Source organism: Myroides profundi, from assembly GCF_000833025.1.
Lineage (GTDB): Bacteria > Bacteroidota > Bacteroidia > Flavobacteriales > Flavobacteriaceae > Flavobacterium > Flavobacterium profundi_A.
This window is the reverse complement of sequence record NZ_CP010817.1, coordinates 1666006-1684634: the sequence shown is the minus strand read 5'-3', so window position 1 is coordinate 1684634 and position 18629 is coordinate 1666006. Positions and strand designations below refer to the sequence as shown.

Genomic DNA, 18629 nt, shown 5'->3' with positions numbered 1-18629 from the left:
AACAGATACTAAAAAAAATGGCTACTCCATTACAGAGTAGCCACTTCCTAATTATAATAGATGAGCTTTGATTTTATAATTGTACTTTACTCACAGTATCACCATTCGTATCTACTGCAGCTTCTTGCCCTTCAACTTTAGGCATTCTCTTTGTTTTATTTGTAACATAAGCTACTCCTGTATTTTTGTTTACTGCTACAGTATTAGGATGACTTCCTGTCTCTAATTCTGTAACTACTTCATAGGTTTTACCATCAACAATAACAGTTTTACCGCTTTCTCTATTTGCTAAAACAATTTTATCTTGTTTTGGCAAATAGTTTACTCCTAAAGATCCTCCTTTAAACTTTACTACTTTTAGTAACTCCCCACTGTCAGCATTTAATACTGTTAACCCTGTAGAAGAATTTGTCACAAACAATCTTCTTCCTGATTCATCAATAGAAACATTAATTGGACTTTCTCCACCTGAAGCAAACTTCTTAATCACTTTTTTAGTTGTTGGATCAATAATAGCTACTTCATTCGTTCCCATATTAGCAGCGTATAACTTCTTCGTTTTAGTATCAAAAGTAAGTCCTGCTGTAAAAATACCTGTATTGTCTATATATCCTTTTAATACATCTTTATCTCCATCAATGATCCACACTTTACCATCTTGTTGTGTGTCTGATGCATAAATAGTATTTGTCTTCTCATCAATAGCAATTTCTCTATTGTGACCGCTCTCATTCGTTCCTGGAATTACTTTAGTAGCTCCTGTTTTTAAGTCGATTACAGTCACTGCATTAGTAGTTGTATTCGTTCCATAAATCTTTTGAGTCTTTTCATTTACTGCAATACCAAATACAGGATTCCCATTCACACTGTACTCTTTTTCAACAGATAAGTCATTGCCATTTAATTTATAAACAACTCCTTCTTTAGTTTTAAAATCGATTACAGAAGCAACATATACTCCATTGTCCACACTATTGTAAGCAACTTCATATAGTCCTTTTCCTACTTGTTTATTTTGATCTATTGATTGTGCTGTAGCAGTTGTTCCCATTGCTGCTAATACTGTAGCACTCAAAAACGTTAATGATTTAATGTATTTCATATTGTTATTATTAAAAATTAATACTTTCTACTTTAGATAAGTTTTCTATCATCCAATTAAAAGCTTGTTGCCAATACCAAGCACCATGCTTTCCTTTTGGATTAATATTCAACTCATAATTCAGGTTTAATACCTTGTTATTTGTTTCTAAAAAACGAAGAATATCTTCATCCATTCTAACTACATTCCCATCTCCTTTCTTGCGATTCTCACGTCCTCCTCCATAAATAAAATAGGTTTGTTGTCTTATTTTATCTATTTGACTAGTAGATAAGACATTGACATAAGTATCAAGGTTGTGATCATCTTGCCATATAGAAGGAGAGAACACCCCAATCTTTCCAAATATATCTGGATAAGTCAACCCTGCATATAAAGAAATCAATCCTCCTAAAGAACCTCCAGCGATACCTGTATGATGAACATCTGATTGGGTTCTATAAGTCGAGTCTATATACGGCTTTAGTGTTTTAACTATAAAAGAGATATAAGCTTGTCCTTCCACGACAGGATTCTTCTGTGTAGGAAAAAAAGAATATTCTTTCTCTCTTAGATTCTTATGATAATCATGATCTATCCCTACGATAATATATTGATCTCCATATTTGGCTATAGTCTCATCAACTTCCCATTCTACTGGGCCTAATCTACCCTCTGAAGTAGCCTCGTCAAACAAATCTTGCCCATCGTGCATATACCACACGGGATAAGATTCTTGATTATGATCATAATCTTTAGGTAAATAAATTCTAATATCTCTTACTCTATTTAACTCAGGGATATAGAAATTCTTCAGTATCACTAGATGATCCGGTGCTGTAGACGCTTCAAACTGATCTCTCCATGCAGAAATAGTATTCTTTAATACCATATCTTCATTAACTTCTACATCGTGTAAATTAATCAATCTACCTCTCTTAGATGACTCTAAACTCTGCCAAGTACCTCGTGTGAATTTATATTCTAAAACTCCTGATGGAATGTCTTCAACTTCTACTAAATATTGATTAGATGTCCCTGAGATATTACGCATTAGATAACGCTCATCCTTAGGATTCCATTGATTAAAATTACCTGTTAAATAAATAGGCTCTTCTGTGTGAGCAAAGTCTTCTACTGTGACTTCTACTCTAACTTTAAAACTGTTCTGTGCTTGCAAATTCATAACTACCATTAAAACAATAAACACATACTTTTTCATTAATTACTTTTTATAACTTGTTTACTTTAAACAATCCTTGAGGCTTTCCTCCTTTTTGAATCTCAATAGAAGGCGTTGCTTTTAGCATATCTTCTGATAATTCATAGTACCCCAATTTTGTATCATTTACCACGCGAATAAATTTCTTATTGTCTATTTTAGATACTCCTAATGAAGCAGCTGGTGTTTCGACTAATGTTACTCCCTCTATCTGAATAGGTGTTACTGCCTTACTCTTAATATCAATAACAACGTACTTCCAAATAGGAGTCAAATTAATTGTTTGTGGATTTGCTAATGGTACATCATTTACTAACGTTACGATTTTTCCTTTCTCTACATAGATTGTTGAGAATTTACCTGGTGTTACGCTGCTAAACATCGTATTGAAATCTAATTCCCATGATTGATCTACTTCATTTGCCCCATTCTTAATACGTGCTATTTTAGATTGATCTCCTAAACCTCCTGTTTTAATACCTTGACACACGAAATACAAATCTTTATTCTCGTCAAAATAATACAACGGGTTCTCATCAACGAAAGCAATATTACCTGTATTCTTTACCTGAGTATCTCCTATCCATTTTCCATTGGTCAAATCAATAACAGCAAGGTGTACATCAGTTGATACACCATCAAACATACCTCCCTGTGCCCCTTGGTTCTTTCCAAAAGTGATATCAGCATATAGTTTATTACCATTAATAGCTAATAAATGTTGACCTATTGCTTTAAAGTTTACACCTTGTAGATTTAACTTTTTCTCTAACGCATTGATCTGTTCTGCATAATCACCTAACATTCCTTTTTTTGCCATTCCTATAGGATCAAAAATCTGTATTTGTGTAGGTTGAGCTCCTTCAAAATAATACCCTGTTGTATGATCATTCGTTAATGTAAAGTTTCCTGAACCTGCTATTTTTGGTTCTACAGCAATACTTTTAGTTGTATAAAAGCCTTTATCATCAAAAATGAATTGACCTAATGCACGAGAATTATTGTCATCAAACATTCTATACACTCTATTACCATATTGACGATAACCTCCCATTCCTCCTGTAGTTGTTGTATTACCTGTAGCATTATCTATTGCTCCTTTTGGTAAAGAAGAATAGGCTTTTAAGAAACCGTTTTTAATAGGCCCTTTTCCTTCTGATAAAGTCATCAAAAAATACTGACTCTGTTTTACTTCTGGGTCTACTGGTGTTACAAGATTATTGTCATCTGAAGAAGAGCATGATGCTAGTGTTAATGCAAAAGCAAATGACATTGATAATAATGGTTTTATAAGTCTCATGTTAATTAAGTTTATAGTTAAGTTTCAAGTAGATACTTCTACCTGCTTTTTGTATTTTAAAATAATCGTATAAATCTTGATTTAATAAATTGCGTACCTCAACTCCGATAGATACTCCTTTATCACTTAGCTCATATAAAGTACCTAGAGTAAGAGAAGTCTGATCTGGAACAATGTTTTTCACATCTCCTTTACTCTTTCCAAACAATCCTAAGAATCCATTTGGTTCCATTGACTTATCAATAGGTTGGATGTAAAACTCACGAACGAAATTAAGATTAGCATAAGCTGTTAATCGATCTTGCTTCTTGAAAACATCAGTAAACTTGGCTTCTGCTCCAACGTTGGCAAAAAAGAATGGAATATTTGGTACTCTATTACCTTTTAACCATTTATCTGCGGCTTGTTTAAACTCTCCATAACGGATACTTTGCCAAGTAAAGTTTCCATAAAACTTATAGTTCTTTTTTACTTTCAGACTTAAATCTCCTTCAAAACCATATCCATTAGCCTTTTCTTTATTGACAAAAACAGAGAGAGGTGGATTACCTGACACAAGTACAATGATATCTTTTGTGTGTCTGTAAAAACTATTAAAACTATATTGGAAGTTACCCACCTCCTTCTCTATTCCTAAATTTAAATTGATACTCTGTTCTGGCTTTAAATTAAAGTTCGATGCTACAAAAATATAGTCACCAAATAACTCTGTATATCCTGGTAATCTTCTTGCATCTTCTACAGAAAAGCGAAGATTTGTTTGTTCTGTTAACCTATATTTAGCTCCTATAGCCCAACCAAATGCATTATCTGATACCTCATGAATATCTCTAGCTGATAGATCTACATTACTAGCGGTGTTAAGCCCTCTACTTGAATAATTATACAACTTCACAATTGCATTTGTCTCCAATTTCTTATCCCACCACTGACTCGTCAATCCTATAGCTAACACATTCTTTTTATAGCGAGTAGGTAATTCTATCACTGTTTGATTCAAATCCTGAATAACTCTTCCATACGGATCCTTTCCTTCTCTCTTAGTATAATTATAAGTATTGTTTAACCAAACTTGTTGTGAAGGATTAATCGAATAACCTATCAATGTTCTTGAAGTAAAGAAAGTCATATCTATATCAGCATTCATAGGCATATCGCCCTCTCCTCTATAACCACGTGGAGTGAACTCTCCTAACCAATTATATCTTCCTTTTAAAGTATCAATAGCTTGTGACTTCACTACATTATAAGATAGAAATTGATCTATAGATAATTTATCATTGAATACGGCTTTCTTATACCTTAATGTTGGAATAACACTGTGTTGTTTATCTTCAATTCCTCCATAAGGTACAACCATTGAAGTAGGACTATTTTGAAGTTGTTTATCGATGTTGTAATAGCTTATACCTAGTTCAATTTTATCTGCCCAAGAAAGATTATGAGCTCCTAAATAAGCATTAGCAAAGAAGTGCTTATATCGATTGTGAAACAACTTTACCTTAGAATGTGTTTGAGCTAGTTCAAGATCCGGAGTATTAATTTTATAATCATTATCAGAGTAATTATAAAACACCTCTCCTCCTGCATATAGATTGTCATTTAAGTTATAATGCCCTCTTACAGCAGAGCGAATTGTATTAAATGATCCGTATTCTACAGAAGCTCTTAATTGATTACTTTGTATAGAAGAAGAAACTAAATTAACTGCTCCTCCTAAAGCATCACTTGCTAAGTGCACAGGGATAATGCCTTTATATACCTCCACTTTATCCAATACATCTAATGGCACATTAGAAATATTATACCCTTGTCCTAAATAATTTAAAGGAATACCATCCTTAAAAAAACGTATTGCATTACCTTGAAAACCATTCAGATTAATATTAGCCTCTGAACCTAAGCCTCCTCCTTGTCGAATACGTACTCCAGTAGTCTTATTCATCAAATCATTTAAAGAGGTAGGGCGAAGAATCTCACTTTTAGTATCAATAGTAACTGCCTTAATAATATTGCGATTACTATTTTGTTGTTCATCTTTAGTTTGAACAATAATACCTGATAAGATGGTGTGGTCTTCTTCTAAAACAAATGAATTGCGTATCAAATCCACAGTATCGAATGTCTGATTCACACTTTGATAGCGTTCAGCAAATACTTGAATTACATAAGACGACGCAGGTTTTAGGTCAAACTGAACCTTACCCTCCGCATCTGTTATCAGTTGTTGATCGTTTACTATTACGACAGCATTCTTTACCAACTGATTACTGTTATTGGTAATAACGATGTTCTTCTTTATTTGCCCCAAAGCTAATGAGGTACTGGCAAGAGCCATCAATAAGGTTACTTTACTAAGCCTATTCACTTGTTATTTATAATTATTTTAAATAATGACAAATGTAGACTTATTTATCTCACTAACAAGAATAATTCTAAATAACTAATTAAAATAAGCTTAAACTAAATATAAAAAACACACAATAAAGAATAATTAAAAATAAAAACTATGGAATTAGAAATTATATAATTCAAAACATCCTTTGATATACTAAATAAAAAATAGAATAGTTAAAGTTATAATACTCACTTTAGGTTGCATAAAAAAACCTTCTAATCTTATTATGATCAGAAGGTTTTTTGTAATTTATTCCTCTTTACTCCATTTGACAAACCACTTGGCTATCCTACCAAAATTGGTTATCATTAAGAATCCTAACACTAAATTAGCAAAAGCTCTAAAAGCCCCATATTTCTCATAGGTAGGCATATTCTCATTTCTGATTGCTACAGTAAATCGCTGTATAATCCACGATATTGCATATGGAAGATTATTCACAATGAGTATTCCTCCAATAATAAATATCCCCACCTTAACAATATCAACAGCAGTCACGCTACCTACGGCAATATTATCAGTCTCATAACCTTTACTCAAACGGAAAAGACTAACTATCTTATCTCCATATAACATTAACAGAGTAAATACTACCAACAAAAAGATATGTTGAGCTATATCTGACAGCAAATCACCAAAGGTATTTTCCTTTACAGTAATCAAATAGTACAAACTACTTAATAGAGACAAAAAATAGGTAAGGAAAAAGTAAAACCCTAATAACTTCACTAACGCTGTAAACAAATCTCTTTTACTCATAGACACTCATATTAAAGATTGATAGTATCTAATATACAACTAATTAACGTATCTTTTTTTAGTTTACTCACAAGTATACAACGCTCTTTCCATATCGTGATAGAACAACACTGTCCAATGCTCTGCCTCAGCCTGTACCTTCCATTCTGTACGCCACTTCATCGCTAACTTGCCATCATAGTCACTCTTAAAAGCCATATTAAATTCTAAATAACTATGCTTTGGTAGATTATCTGCACCATAAAATATGATTTGCTCTTCATCTTTAATCCAAAATACCTGCATATATGGCGTATGCCCTCCTACCACCTGATAAGTAATCTGATCATCAATACTTCCCTGATCATCATTCATCCATATGATATTAGGCAGAGCTAATGCCTCTTCTAGTATATCATAATCAAATGAAATATCATCCATAGACAACTCTGCAAAAGCAACTTCTCTACGTTGAATGTATATTTGAGCATTAGGATAGCGTCCTATATATCCTTCTTCTGTTTCTTCAACCAAACCGTTGATATGATCTTTGTGCAAGTGTGACATCAACACTCTATCTATATCCAAAGGAGTTAATCCTTCTTTGGCCAATAATTCGTCTATTTTGTAAACACCATTTTCTTGATATCCTAAACCTACATCCAATAATGTTTTATGATTATCTGTTATGATCAAAAAAGGTTGTACTGCTAATTGTATTTCTGTGGTCAATACCTTATCTCCTATAGGTAAAAAGTTCTTTACCTCATCTTCATAAAAATCACCTTCTTTTAAGGGTACTACTTTAATCATTGTTTTGTGAGTTTTGAATTACAAAGATAAATAGAAATAAAGAAAAAGGATTGTTCTAATCACAATCAGAACAATCCTTCCTATTATTTTAAAAGTTCTTCTTTCAACTCCTCATAAGAAGTGAGAACAGTACTTTTCTTTTCTCCTTTCATAATCTCTTCCAATCTATCAGGTATAGGAATCTCTATTTCTAATAATTGCTCTATACACTCTGGAAACTTAACAGGATGTGCTGTTCCTAAAAATACACCTGTAAAGTTTTGATGCTCTTTAGCGTATTCTTTGATTCCTAGATAACCAACCGCTCCATGAGGATCCAGTAGATACCCATTCTTAGCATATTGTTCTTTTATTAGGGCTAATGTAACCTTATCTGTAAAAGAATAGGCTGACAGATCTTTACTCAACTCCTTCGCATCTTTAGCAAACAATTCTAATATACGCACGAAGTTGCTCGGATCACTTACATCCATCGCATTAGAGATTGTCTCTACTGTTTGTTTTGGCGTATAGGCTTTAGAAGAAAAGAATCTTGGTATTGTATCATTTGCATTAGTAGCTGCAATAAAATGAGCAATAGGCAATCCCATCTTTTGAGCTAGCATCCCTGCACATATATTACCAAAGTTTCCACTAGGTACAGATACAACCAATGGTTTGTTTAAATGTTGTAATTCTTTATACATCAAGAAATAATAAAACATCTGAGGTAACCAACGAGCTACGTTAATTGAATTCGCTGATGTCAAACGACAAGATTTCAACTCTTCATCTAAAAATGCTCTCTTCACCATCGCCTGACAATCATCAAAGCTTCCTTCTACTTCTATTGCTCTAATATTCTTACCTAACGCAGTTAATTGCTTCTCCTGGATGCTACTCACTTTCCCTTTTGGATATAAGATAACAACCTCAATCCCCTCTACATCATAGAATCCGTGAGCTACAGCACCTCCTGTATCTCCTGAAGTAGCTACTAGAATAGTAATTTTCTCTTTCTCTCCTTTGACAAAGCTTCTCAAACATCTAGACATAAATCCTGCTCCTACATCTTTAAAGGCTAAAGTAGGTCCATGAAATAACTCTAATGTATAAACATCTTGATCAATCGATACTACAGGAAAATCAAATGCTAACGTTTCTCTTACAATCGTTCTTAGCTCTTCTTCTGTTATCTCTTTTCCTACAAAAGGAGCGATAACCTGGTATGCAATCTCTTCCTTACTCATCGCTTGAATACCTTCAAAAAACGAAAGAGCTAACTGAGGTATTTCTTGTGGAAAATACAATCCTTTATCCTCGGCAATACCTTGTATTGCAGCTTCTTTAAATGAGGCTACTCGCTGAGGGTTATTTAAACTATAATACTTCATTACAATACTTTTATACCTTGTGAATTAATAGGCGATACATGAATATCAAACTCATACCCTGCATCCTTTACTACTTGACGCATTGCTTCTGCTACGCGCTCTGCATTCTCCTTGCCTTTGCTCAATGCAAACACAGAAGGCCCTGCTCCTGATATTCCTCCTCCTAATGCTCCATGCTCACAAGCTGCTTGTTTTAACTCTGCATAGTTAGGGATCAATAGTGAACGTTTAGGCTCTACAAATTCATCGTGTAATGAATTACCAATCAAATCGTAATCTGAAGTATAAAGCCCACAAATCAATCCACCTAGATTACCACATTGTTTAATCGCTTGTTTTAAAGTAACTGTTTGCTTTAAAACCGAACGAGCATCCTTTGTTTTCAATTCTATCTGAGGGTGAATAACAGTAGCGTATAGCTCTTTTGGAGAATCTATATGAACTATATTAAGCGGTTCATAACTATGAATAAATGCAAACCCTCCTAATAACGCTGGAGCTACATTATCCGCATGAGGTGCCCCACTCGCTAAAGCTTCTCCTTGCATTGCATAATAAATCAATTCTTTATTAGATAATGGATAGCCACATAACGCATTGACACCATAAACAGCACCTGCCGAACTTGCAGCACTACTCCCTATACCACTACCTGCCTTGATATTCTTGTGAATCACAATCTCAAAACCAAAATCAGGTTGTAGTTTTTCTATTAAAGCTAAAGCGGCAACACCTGCCACATTCTTCTCTACTTCGAGTGGTAGATCAGCTCCAATAATTTCTTTGATACGTACACCTTTTTCTACTGTCCTAGTGATAATCATTTCATCACCTACATTGTCTAAACACACCCCTAAAACATCAAAACCACATGATAGGTTTGCTATTGTAGCTGGGCAAAATATCTTTATTTCTTTCATTTTATAACAATTTACTTCCTATTCTTATTACATCTGCAAATATTCCTGATGCTGTCACTTCTGCTCCTGCACCCGCTCCTTTTATTAATAACGGTTGTTCTTGATAGCGATTTGTATAGAACATTACGATATTATCTTTCCCTTCTAAGTGATAGAATGGGTGATTAGACATTATCTCTTGCAGACCTACACTAGCCTTACCGTCTTTAAGCGTTGCCACTACTTTTAGACAAGCTCCTTTAGCTTTTGCTCCTTCATATAGCGTCTTAAAGTGAGCTTCTTCCTTAGCTAAAGCTGTGATAAACGCATCTGCATCCTCTGCCTCCATACAAGACATTGGTAAGAAACTATCCACCTCTACCTCTTCTTCTTCTACCCAATAATTGCACTCTCTCATCAGAATCATCAGTTTTCTCTTCACATCTACACCACTCAGATCTATCAATGGATGAGGCTCTGTATACCCTTCTTTCTTAGCTAGAGCTACTATCTCTGCAAAAGGTTTATCTCCATTATATTGATTAAAAATAAAGTTCAAACTACCACTTAATACTGCTTGTATCTCTTTTACTTGATCTCCTGAGGCAACAAGGTTCTTAATTGTATCAATAATAGGCAGACCTGCACCTACGTTTGTTTCGTATAAGAAAGGAGCATTGTACTTCTTAGATAGGCCTTTTAACTCTTTATAATATTCCATTGTAGAAGAACAAGCTATCTTATTACAAGTCACTACAGCAATACTATTCTTTAAATATGAAGCATAAGTCATAGCTACATCAGCAGTAGCTGTATTGTCTACGAAAATACTATTGCGCAAATTTAGTTCTTTGATCTTATCTAAGAACCCTTTTTGAGTCATAGGTACTCCACAATTAGACAAATCTTTTACCTCAGCCAAATCAAATCCTTCTACATTAAAACACATCAATTTAGAATTAGCTATCCCTACCACTCTAACATTTACTTTCAAATGCTCTCTTAAATAATTGTGTTGTTGCACGATTTGCTCTAGGAACTTCCCTCCTACATTTCCTATTCCCATAACAAATAAGTTCAACTGAACCACCACCTCTTCAAAGAAGGCTTCATGTAGTACATTCAATGCTTTCTTAACATCCTTTTCTAGAATAACAGCAGAAATATTACGCTCTGATGCACCCTGAGCGATAGCACAGATATTAATATTGTTACGGCCTAACGCACTAAACATTTTACCACTGACTCCTTGATGCCCTTTGATATAATCTCCTACAGCTGCGATAATAGACATCCCTAATTCTACGCGAACTGGTTTTACTTTTTTGTTTTGTATTTCAAACTCAAAAGCACTATTAATCACTTGTTCTGCTCTTTCTGCGTCTGGAGCAATAATTGCGAAACAGATAGAGTGCTCTGAAGAAGCTTGAGTAATAAATATCACATTGATATCCTCTAAAGACAATACTTCAAACAGTCGTTTAGAAATACCTGCTACACCTACCATCCCAGGGCCTTCTAATGTCAGCAATGCTAGATTGTCAATATTTGTAATTCCTCTTACAGGATTAGGGTCTGTACTTCCTACAGCACTGACTAAACTTCCCTCTGCTTCTGGCTCAAAAGTATTTTTGACAATCAATGAGATTCCTTTAGGTAAAATAGGCGCCAAAGCAGATGGATACAATACTTTCGCTCCAAAGTGAGAAAGCTCCATCGCTTCTTGGAAGTTGATGTGTTTTACTATTTTTGCTTGTTTTACCACTCTTGGGTTAGCTGTATATATACCACTTACATCAGTCCAGATCTCTAGTTCTTTTAAATTAAGAGCAGCTGCGATAATAGCCGCAGTATAGTCAGATCCTCCACGTCCTAATGTTGTCACTTCATTTGCTTCTGACTCTGCTATAAATCCTGGTACGATAGTTACTGCACATTTATGTTTCTCAAAGTAATCAACGATCAACTGATCAGTTACTTCAAAGTTTACAGCAGCTTTACCAAACTTGTCATTTGTCTTGATAAAATCTCCACTATATCCATGACGGCAATCTTGTCCCTGTGCCTTCATAACCTCAGCGATAACATAAGAAGAAAGGCGTTCACCATAAGACATAATCAAATCCTTAATGCGAGGAGATAACTCTCTTAATAAGAAACATCCTTGTAACAATACTTCCAATTCATTCAGTTCTCTAATCACACTGCTCAATATCCCAGCCTGATCATTCACAGGTATTAATGCTCTGACAACTTCTAAATGACGATGACTAATATCTTTAAATTGATCTATATATTCTTCATTATGTGCTGCCGCTTGTACTGCCGCCAGCTGTAGTAGATCAGTCACTCCACTCAGCGCAGATACTACTACTATAACAGGCTCTTCTATCTTATTGATGATATCTATACATCTCTTTATATTCACGGCATTAGCCACTGATGACCCGCCAAACTTTATTACTTTCATAAAATTTCATTGATTTGGTTTTCTCCCAAAGCAAGTAACTAATTGATATTAATCGCTTTGGATAATATAAAATACAGCCGTTAATAAATAAACGACCACAGACGATGGTTATATGTAATAAATTCCCCCTTTACAGGGTTGAAATAGATGACGATGACGAAGATGTCAACGTAATAGTAGTTACTGTCGAAGTAGTAACGTTAGAAACACGAGAAGTTGCACCACTTAAGATAGTAGTGTTTAAAACAGGATTATATGTTCTAAAATTCGCGTTCATTGATATGGCTAAGATACCAAAACCATTTTGAAACAAACCAATAAAAAGTTAAAGAAATTCAAATATTTATTTCAAACGCCTTTATTAAAGCACTCTTAATCCCAACAAATACAAGGGATAAGCAACATTAAAAATATTTTTTAAAACACTCCTATTTACGCAAAAAACAAAGAACTCCATCACTAAAAGCGATGGAGTTCTTTGTTTTTTAAACTCTGTAAACTTATTTTATACCGTCTTCATCAGCCAAATAAGCATATTTCTTTTGTCTATTTTGCCATCTTTCTTCTGCATATTGTCTTAAGTCAACAATCTTATCTTTCTCATCAATAATCTCAAAGCCAAGTAGAGTCTCGATAATATCTTCCATAGTGACTAGACCATCTACTTCACCATACTCATTCACTACAATAGCGATATGCTCATGCTTCTCCTTCATCTTATTCCAAGTTGTAATTACATTCAATTTTTCAGACACAAATAGAATATCTCTCTTTATATCCTTTAATTGAATATCAAATCTATCTTCTGCTAAATACTCGAACGCAACTTCTCTTAGCACATAACCTGTAATATTGTCTTTCGTATCACTATACACAGGGATTCTAGAGAAATGTAGAAATTCTTTATTCTTCAGGAACTCTCTTAAAGTCATTTCTTCATCTGCACTAACCAACATAATACGTGGCGTGTGAACTTCGTCTATACGTACTTCATTTAACTTGAATACATTTTGAATAATCTTGTTCTCTTTAACACCTAAGATACCTTCTTGCTCTCCAATACTTGCTAGAGTTGCAATCTCTTCTCTACTGGTAGAAGACTCTGCATTCTTCTTGCTCAACCTCTTTGTCAAGAAAGATGACATAACCACTAATGGATAACTTACAACAACCATAGCAGAAATAACACTTGCCATAGAACCATAAATATCCTTAGCATAATTCGCTCCTAAAGTCTTCGGTATAATCTCTGTTAAGACTAAGATTAATAAAGTCAATACAGCTGATACCAATCCGAAATATGCCTCTCCAAAAACCACCGTTGCTTGTGCCCCTACTCCTGCAGCTCCTACTGTATGAGCAACTGTATTAAGAGACAAAATAGCCGATAAAGGTCTATCAATATCCTCTTTTAGGTTTATCATTTTTAAGGCTTTCTTATCTCCAGCTTCTGCCTTTGACTTTAAAAAAGAAGGGGATAAAGAAAGTAAGCTTGCTTCTGCAATAGAACAGATAAAAGATACGGCCAAAGCCAGAAACAAATAAACTAATAATAATGTCATGTATTTTTAAATATATACACAAGATTACCTATAAAAAACACATAACAAGGATAATAATTAATCAAAACATACAAATTAGCTTCTGAAACGTCAATATGAGTTACTGATATTTAGGTATGTTGCATAATGTATCCACTTACTCTAGTCTTATCACACCAGAAGATATAACACAGTCCACCACTACCGTAATACACTTCACCTCCCTTTACATCAGGAACTTCTGAGTCTAACTGCATAATAAACTGCATCTTCTCTCCGCTAATAGGACAAGTCAAAACCTCTCCACTCTGTACCCAAGAAGGTTCTCCTCCTATTCTAAACAAATTCTCTCTACTATTAGCGCTTGCCCATGACTGAAACGACCAGCGAGAATCCGTAGATACGATGCTTACTTCTGTAGGAACCATAGCATGCTCTTCTACCCATTCTATCACCATTGGCTCTCCTATTTTATGAGGAATCCCTTGTTCATCATGTTGATAAAAGACAACACCATTTTCATTTAATTCGCGTAAATGACATCCTAACACTAGTTGAGATAAACTTATTGGCAATCCTTCAGGAATAGGGTTTAATGTAATTATATGCATAAAGGGGTTATTCTCATCTTCCGCTAAATACCCACCTACTTTATACTTATTTGCTAATGGTGTACCATTCCACGTTGGGTGATCTGTACGGTTTAAATGTACTGCACTTGGCTTGTTTAAATACTTTGGTTCAAATAAAATATGATACGTTTGATCTGAACAGTATCTTTTTACCTTTCCATGTTCTCTACACAATCCCACACCTTCTAAATACCCATCGATATAATCTGCTGAACTCACATAAGTGCTCAATTCTAATTCTAACGCATGTGGAATAAGGCTTTCTATAGTAGTGATATCTCTAGATTCGACTAAACAATTAAACAACTTAATCTTAGTTTCTAAATCTGTATTCGATGCTAAGAATTGAGCTAAATAAGGTTGTAATTGAGCAGAAGTACAATTTCTCCAATGATAATCTGCAAAATAGCTATCCCCATTAGGATTTAAGACTAATAAATCATCTAGATAAGGATGTAATATATGAGGTAACTGAATACCTGCATACTCTATAACACTCTCTGCTACGGCACTCTCTTTTTCTTTTAAAATATCAATTGCTATTTTAACTAATTGGCAAAAGTCTTTCTCATTAACATAACTTAGTGCACTGTGAAAAAGCGTTGAATCCTTCTCTATATTCATCAGAAACTCTAAGCAGAAAGCATATATTTCTGCTTCATCCTTCATTAATCCTCTTAATTGATTATAAACATCAGGTGTCTTCCATTCTGTCTGTTTATAATCTATTGCTAATTGTTGTCCTTTACTACTCATTCTTTTCTATCTCTATCCGATTTATTCTAGTTTGCCTTATTGAGAGGTACTTTATACCTTTTGTACAAAGTCTAATCGCTGTATTCCTTGCACTTTGGCGCACATTGCTTGCACTTTCCTAGGACTTTCCTTGCCCAGAGCACCTTTTTGTCGAAGAATAGTGCAAGAATACCTCAAGGAATCTGCTAGCATCATACAGCAAAACTAATCTTGAATTATGACATACTTAAATCCCATCTCTATTTTAATAAAGCCTCGATTCTCTTCAAAGCTTCTTCTGTCGAAATTCCATCATAAAAGTCTTTTATAAATACTGAATCTCCTTTTTTATGAGGTAAGATAGTTGGAATCCCTTTACTATTATCTACCTCAACATTGGTAGGTAAAGCAAAAGAAGTATTAGGAGGGTAATTAGGTAAATTAGTCACTAGCCAACCAAAGTAAGTAGTCTTGTACTCTTTATCCTCATAGTGCTCATAATAGTCCTTCATACTCGCCTCACTAAGACTAACCCAAACCCCGTAATCCAAGTATTGGCAGGCATCATAGACATACTGAGTCAACACCCCTCTCAGATACCAATGTGTCTCATCTCCTTCATCTATACTACATATTTCGCTGGTTAAATCTGCGTGTTCTCTTTCTTCCTCAGACAATGCTAAGTAAGGATCAGGAGCTTTAAATACTAATGCAGGCCAATCTTCGTGTTCTTGCCCACAATCTGCACATATATATTTCATTAGAATGTTCCGTTATCTATTATAAATTGTTGATGTTCTGTTATTTCTCCTTCTAAAGATTCTATCTCTCTATAAATCAATTCCTCTAGGCAGAAAGCAATTACTGTTCTACTCCAAGACTCATTTTGTAATTCTATAATTTGTCCATACGTCCCTGTATCACTTGGATCAGTATCTATCAATAGGTAGTCTCCATTCTTTCCTTCTGCAAAAGGAATCCACTTAGGATTAGCATATCCTGTACACTTAAGTCGGGTATCATAATCAGCTATTGTATCTTCATCTACCTCCTCATCATCGAACAACTCATTGATACCTTCCCATTCATCTGCTATCTTCTCAAAAGGCAACAAATCGTAATTCCAACCATTGGCATGCAAACTTAAAGCTGAAGTAACAGCATTCCACTTCACATTCGCTATCTTATAGAAATTAACCAAAATAGCAGGCAATTCTACTTCATCTAATTGCTCTACAACAGTATCTAACTGCTCTTGAGTAATACCATGAGTAGGGTTATAGTATTTATTATCTGCACCAACTCTATTTTCTATTGTTTTTTTCCATTCATACCATACCGCCTCTAAATATTCAAAGTTTTCATCAATAGGAAGTAATGCTACTTCTACCTCCTTTGCTTCTTCATAGGCTTGTAAAGAAAGTGAGTACAACTCTTCTCTTCTGATATTATACCACACCGTCACATCATTAAATCTAAAAGCACCAGTATCATCTGTATCCCAAAGTTTTATACGCTCTTGCTTATGTTCGTTATAATACTTCATTACATCTGATTCCTCATTTAATTTTAATTGACCTATAAATGCAGATTTCACAGCTGTACTGTAATCTTCTACCCTATAGGTTACTTCTATGGTATTAATATTTATTCTATCCTTAGCGAAAGCTCGTAATCCTACTGTATGCCAAATATAAACATCATTGTGCTCTCCTGAGAATACCTCTGGCTCTCCAAATAGCCTAAACATTTCTTCTTTCGCTATCGGAAAGCTATACAGTTGCCCATTTATCTCAAATCCTTTTGATGTAAAAGCAAAGTCTATCATCTTTTTTATTTTGGGCTAAAATACTATTAATTTCAAACAGTAATGTCACTGAATATATGGAAGTATTTACTATTTTTATAAAAACAATCCTTATGACAACAATAGAATTAACCACAGAACGCCTTCTTCTAAATCAACCTAATCTACAGGATATTCCTCGCCTATTAGAGATTATGAAAAACCCTGTGTACAGTCAGAATACAACCAATATCCCTTACCCTTATACAAAGGCAAGTGCTACTTTTTGGGTAAACTTAGCTTTAGAAGGCTTGGAAATTGGAGATAAATACATCTTTGCTATTCGTCTAAAAGGTAGCTCTACGATCATCGGAGGAGTCGGTTTAGGCATAGACAAGGCAAATAATAAAGCTGAAATGGGCTATTGGTTAGATGAACAATATTGGAATAAAGGATATATTACTGAAGCAGCACAAGCTCTCATTCATTATGGCTTTGAGACATTGCATCTAAAAAGAATATTTGCTTCTCACTTTATACATAATCCATCATCAGGAAAGATTATGCAGAAGATAGGAATGCAACAAGAAGGGGTATTGAAAGCCTATACCCTAAAGGATGGTGAATACCTTGACCATGTATTATATGCGTTAGTAAATAAATAATGGTTAGAAGCTAAAGCTTCTAACCATTATTTATGTATTGAATTAGTTCTAATTACTTTTTCTTCACTTTTACATTTTGAGAAGTTGTATTAACCATCGTGATATTAACTCCTTCATCTGATTCTATATTAACTGTAACATCTAACTTACCTTCTATAGATTCAAAATATTTCTTCTCCATATCGTAAATAACTTCTTTAGTACCGCCTCCCTTCATCTCAGCAAACTTAGTAGAAGTACTCTTAGAAGTGATTGTAGTCTCAATAACTAAATGTGCTTTATTATTAGCTATTTTGGCTATTTTATTGACTTCTTTAGTTGTTACCTCCACTTCACTTTCTTCTGATAATCTCATCTTTTGAGTGTTAGTAGACTCAAATTCTTGATTCACTTTTATAGGATCATTCCCTAAACCATTTCCATTAAATAAATCATCTAACATTACAACCAAGTCTCCTTCTAAACTCTTGTACTTAGCACCTAATGATTTAGATAGTTTTAATCCTTTTCTTGCATCTACACTTCCCTTAGTATATCCTTTTATAGGTCCTTCAGTCTCAGTATTTACAACTGATTTCCCTTCAAAATCTCTAGTAACTCTCTTCTCTAAGTCCAAATCAAAGTTAAGAGCATTCTTCTTCTTAGTTGTCCAATGTAATGTATAACTTGCATTAGATTCTTTAGTCTCGTAAGTAGGATAAGAATTCTGCCCCTCTTTATTAATCATTTCAATGATTTCTTTATTACCTACAAGGTTAGTAATCGTACTAAACTTATCATTTGAAGTTATCTCATAAGAGCTACCTGGCTGTAAGTCAAGTAATAAAACAACAGATTCTTGTGCTTGTACCTGAATAGAAAGTGCTACACAAGAAATAAAAAACAGTATCTTTTTCATCTTTTTTAATTAAAATCAACACAAGGTAATTACTTTTTAACAATTAAACTATTCAAATATTAAAAGCTTTTCTCTGCT

The 18629-nt window shown here is 34.2% G+C and carries 16 protein-coding genes; 1 reads left to right on the top strand and 15 read right to left on the bottom strand.

Features of this window, described 5'->3' with window-relative positions; translation table 11 throughout:
• Nucleotides 1-73: 73 nt before the first annotated feature.
• From MPR_RS07410 to MPR_RS07345, 14 genes are all read right to left on the bottom strand, one after another.
• Nucleotides 74-1102, bottom strand: coding sequence for a YncE family protein (locus MPR_RS07410; protein ID WP_006259109.1), 1029 nt, complete (start codon nt 1100-1102; stop codon nt 74-76).
• A 10-nt stretch (nt 1103-1112) separates the two neighbouring features.
• Entirely contained in the window at nt 1113-2303 is a 1191-nt protein-coding gene (locus MPR_RS07405; protein ID WP_041890942.1) for an alpha/beta hydrolase, read from the bottom strand.
• Between the two features lie 10 nt (nt 2304-2313).
• Complete coding sequence (locus tag MPR_RS07400) at nt 2314-3603, bottom strand: DUF4374 domain-containing protein (RefSeq protein ID WP_041890939.1); 1290 nt, start codon at nt 3601-3603, stop codon at nt 2314-2316.
• A 1-nt stretch (nt 3604) separates the two neighbouring features.
• Nucleotides 3605-5941, bottom strand: a complete 2337-nt coding sequence (locus MPR_RS07395; protein ID WP_041890935.1) for a TonB-dependent receptor domain-containing protein — start codon at nt 5939-5941, stop codon at nt 3605-3607.
• 309 nt (nt 5942-6250) lie between these two features.
• On the bottom strand, nt 6251-6760 hold the full coding sequence (locus MPR_RS07390) for a hypothetical protein (RefSeq protein ID WP_041890931.1): 510 nt from the start codon (nt 6758-6760) through the stop codon (nt 6251-6253).
• Between the two features lie 63 nt (nt 6761-6823).
• Nucleotides 6824-7552, bottom strand: coding sequence for an MBL fold metallo-hydrolase (locus MPR_RS07385; RefSeq protein WP_041890928.1), 729 nt, complete (start codon nt 7550-7552; stop codon nt 6824-6826).
• Nucleotides 7553-7635: 83 nt separating this feature from the next.
• Nucleotides 7636-8925, bottom strand: a complete 1290-nt coding sequence (gene thrC / locus MPR_RS07380; RefSeq protein WP_041890923.1) for a threonine synthase — start codon at nt 8923-8925, stop codon at nt 7636-7638.
• A complete protein-coding gene (locus MPR_RS07375) occupies nt 8925-9845 on the bottom strand; it encodes a homoserine kinase (RefSeq protein ID WP_041890920.1) in 921 nt (306 codons plus the stop codon). The genes thrC and MPR_RS07375 overlap by 1 nt, the downstream gene beginning before the upstream one ends.
• Nucleotide 9846: 1 nt before the next feature.
• Nucleotides 9847-12294: a bifunctional aspartate kinase/homoserine dehydrogenase I gene (thrA, locus tag MPR_RS07370; protein ID WP_041890917.1), complete on the bottom strand. Its 2448-nt coding sequence runs from the start codon at nt 12292-12294 to the stop codon at nt 9847-9849.
• A 130-nt stretch (nt 12295-12424) separates the two neighbouring features.
• Nucleotides 12425-12571: a hypothetical protein gene (locus MPR_RS18795; RefSeq protein ID WP_172461559.1), complete on the bottom strand. Its 147-nt coding sequence runs from the start codon at nt 12569-12571 to the stop codon at nt 12425-12427.
• 223 nt (nt 12572-12794) lie between these two features.
• The gene (locus MPR_RS07360; protein ID WP_041890911.1) at nt 12795-13856 is read right to left on the bottom strand and encodes a CNNM domain-containing protein; all 1062 of its coding nucleotides are present in this window, start codon (nt 13854-13856) and stop codon (nt 12795-12797) included.
• Nucleotides 13857-13966: 110 nt separating this feature from the next.
• Nucleotides 13967-15223 (bottom strand): hypothetical protein, encoded by a 1257-nt coding sequence (locus MPR_RS07355; RefSeq protein ID WP_041890907.1) that lies wholly within the window; start codon nt 15221-15223, stop codon nt 13967-13969.
• 239 nt (nt 15224-15462) lie between these two features.
• The gene (locus MPR_RS07350) at nt 15463-15963 is read right to left on the bottom strand and encodes a DUF2199 domain-containing protein (RefSeq protein WP_041890903.1); all 501 of its coding nucleotides are present in this window, start codon (nt 15961-15963) and stop codon (nt 15463-15465) included.
• Entirely contained in the window at nt 15963-17030 is a 1068-nt protein-coding gene (locus MPR_RS07345) for an SMI1/KNR4 family protein (protein ID WP_041890900.1), read from the bottom strand. Before MPR_RS07345 ends, MPR_RS07350 begins: the two co-directional genes overlap by 1 nt.
• 56 nt (nt 17031-17086) lie before the next feature.
• Here MPR_RS07345 and MPR_RS07340 point away from each other — a divergent pair, with 56 nt between their 5' ends.
• Nucleotides 17087-17653 (top strand): GNAT family N-acetyltransferase, encoded by a 567-nt coding sequence (locus tag MPR_RS07340; RefSeq protein ID WP_041890897.1) that lies wholly within the window; start codon nt 17087-17089, stop codon nt 17651-17653.
• Between the two features lie 52 nt (nt 17654-17705).
• On the opposite strand, the gene MPR_RS07335 is transcribed toward MPR_RS07340, so the two are convergent.
• On the bottom strand, nt 17706-18551 hold the full coding sequence (locus MPR_RS07335; RefSeq protein WP_041890894.1) for a hypothetical protein: 846 nt from the start codon (nt 18549-18551) through the stop codon (nt 17706-17708).
• Nucleotides 18552-18629: the final 78 nt, after the last annotated feature.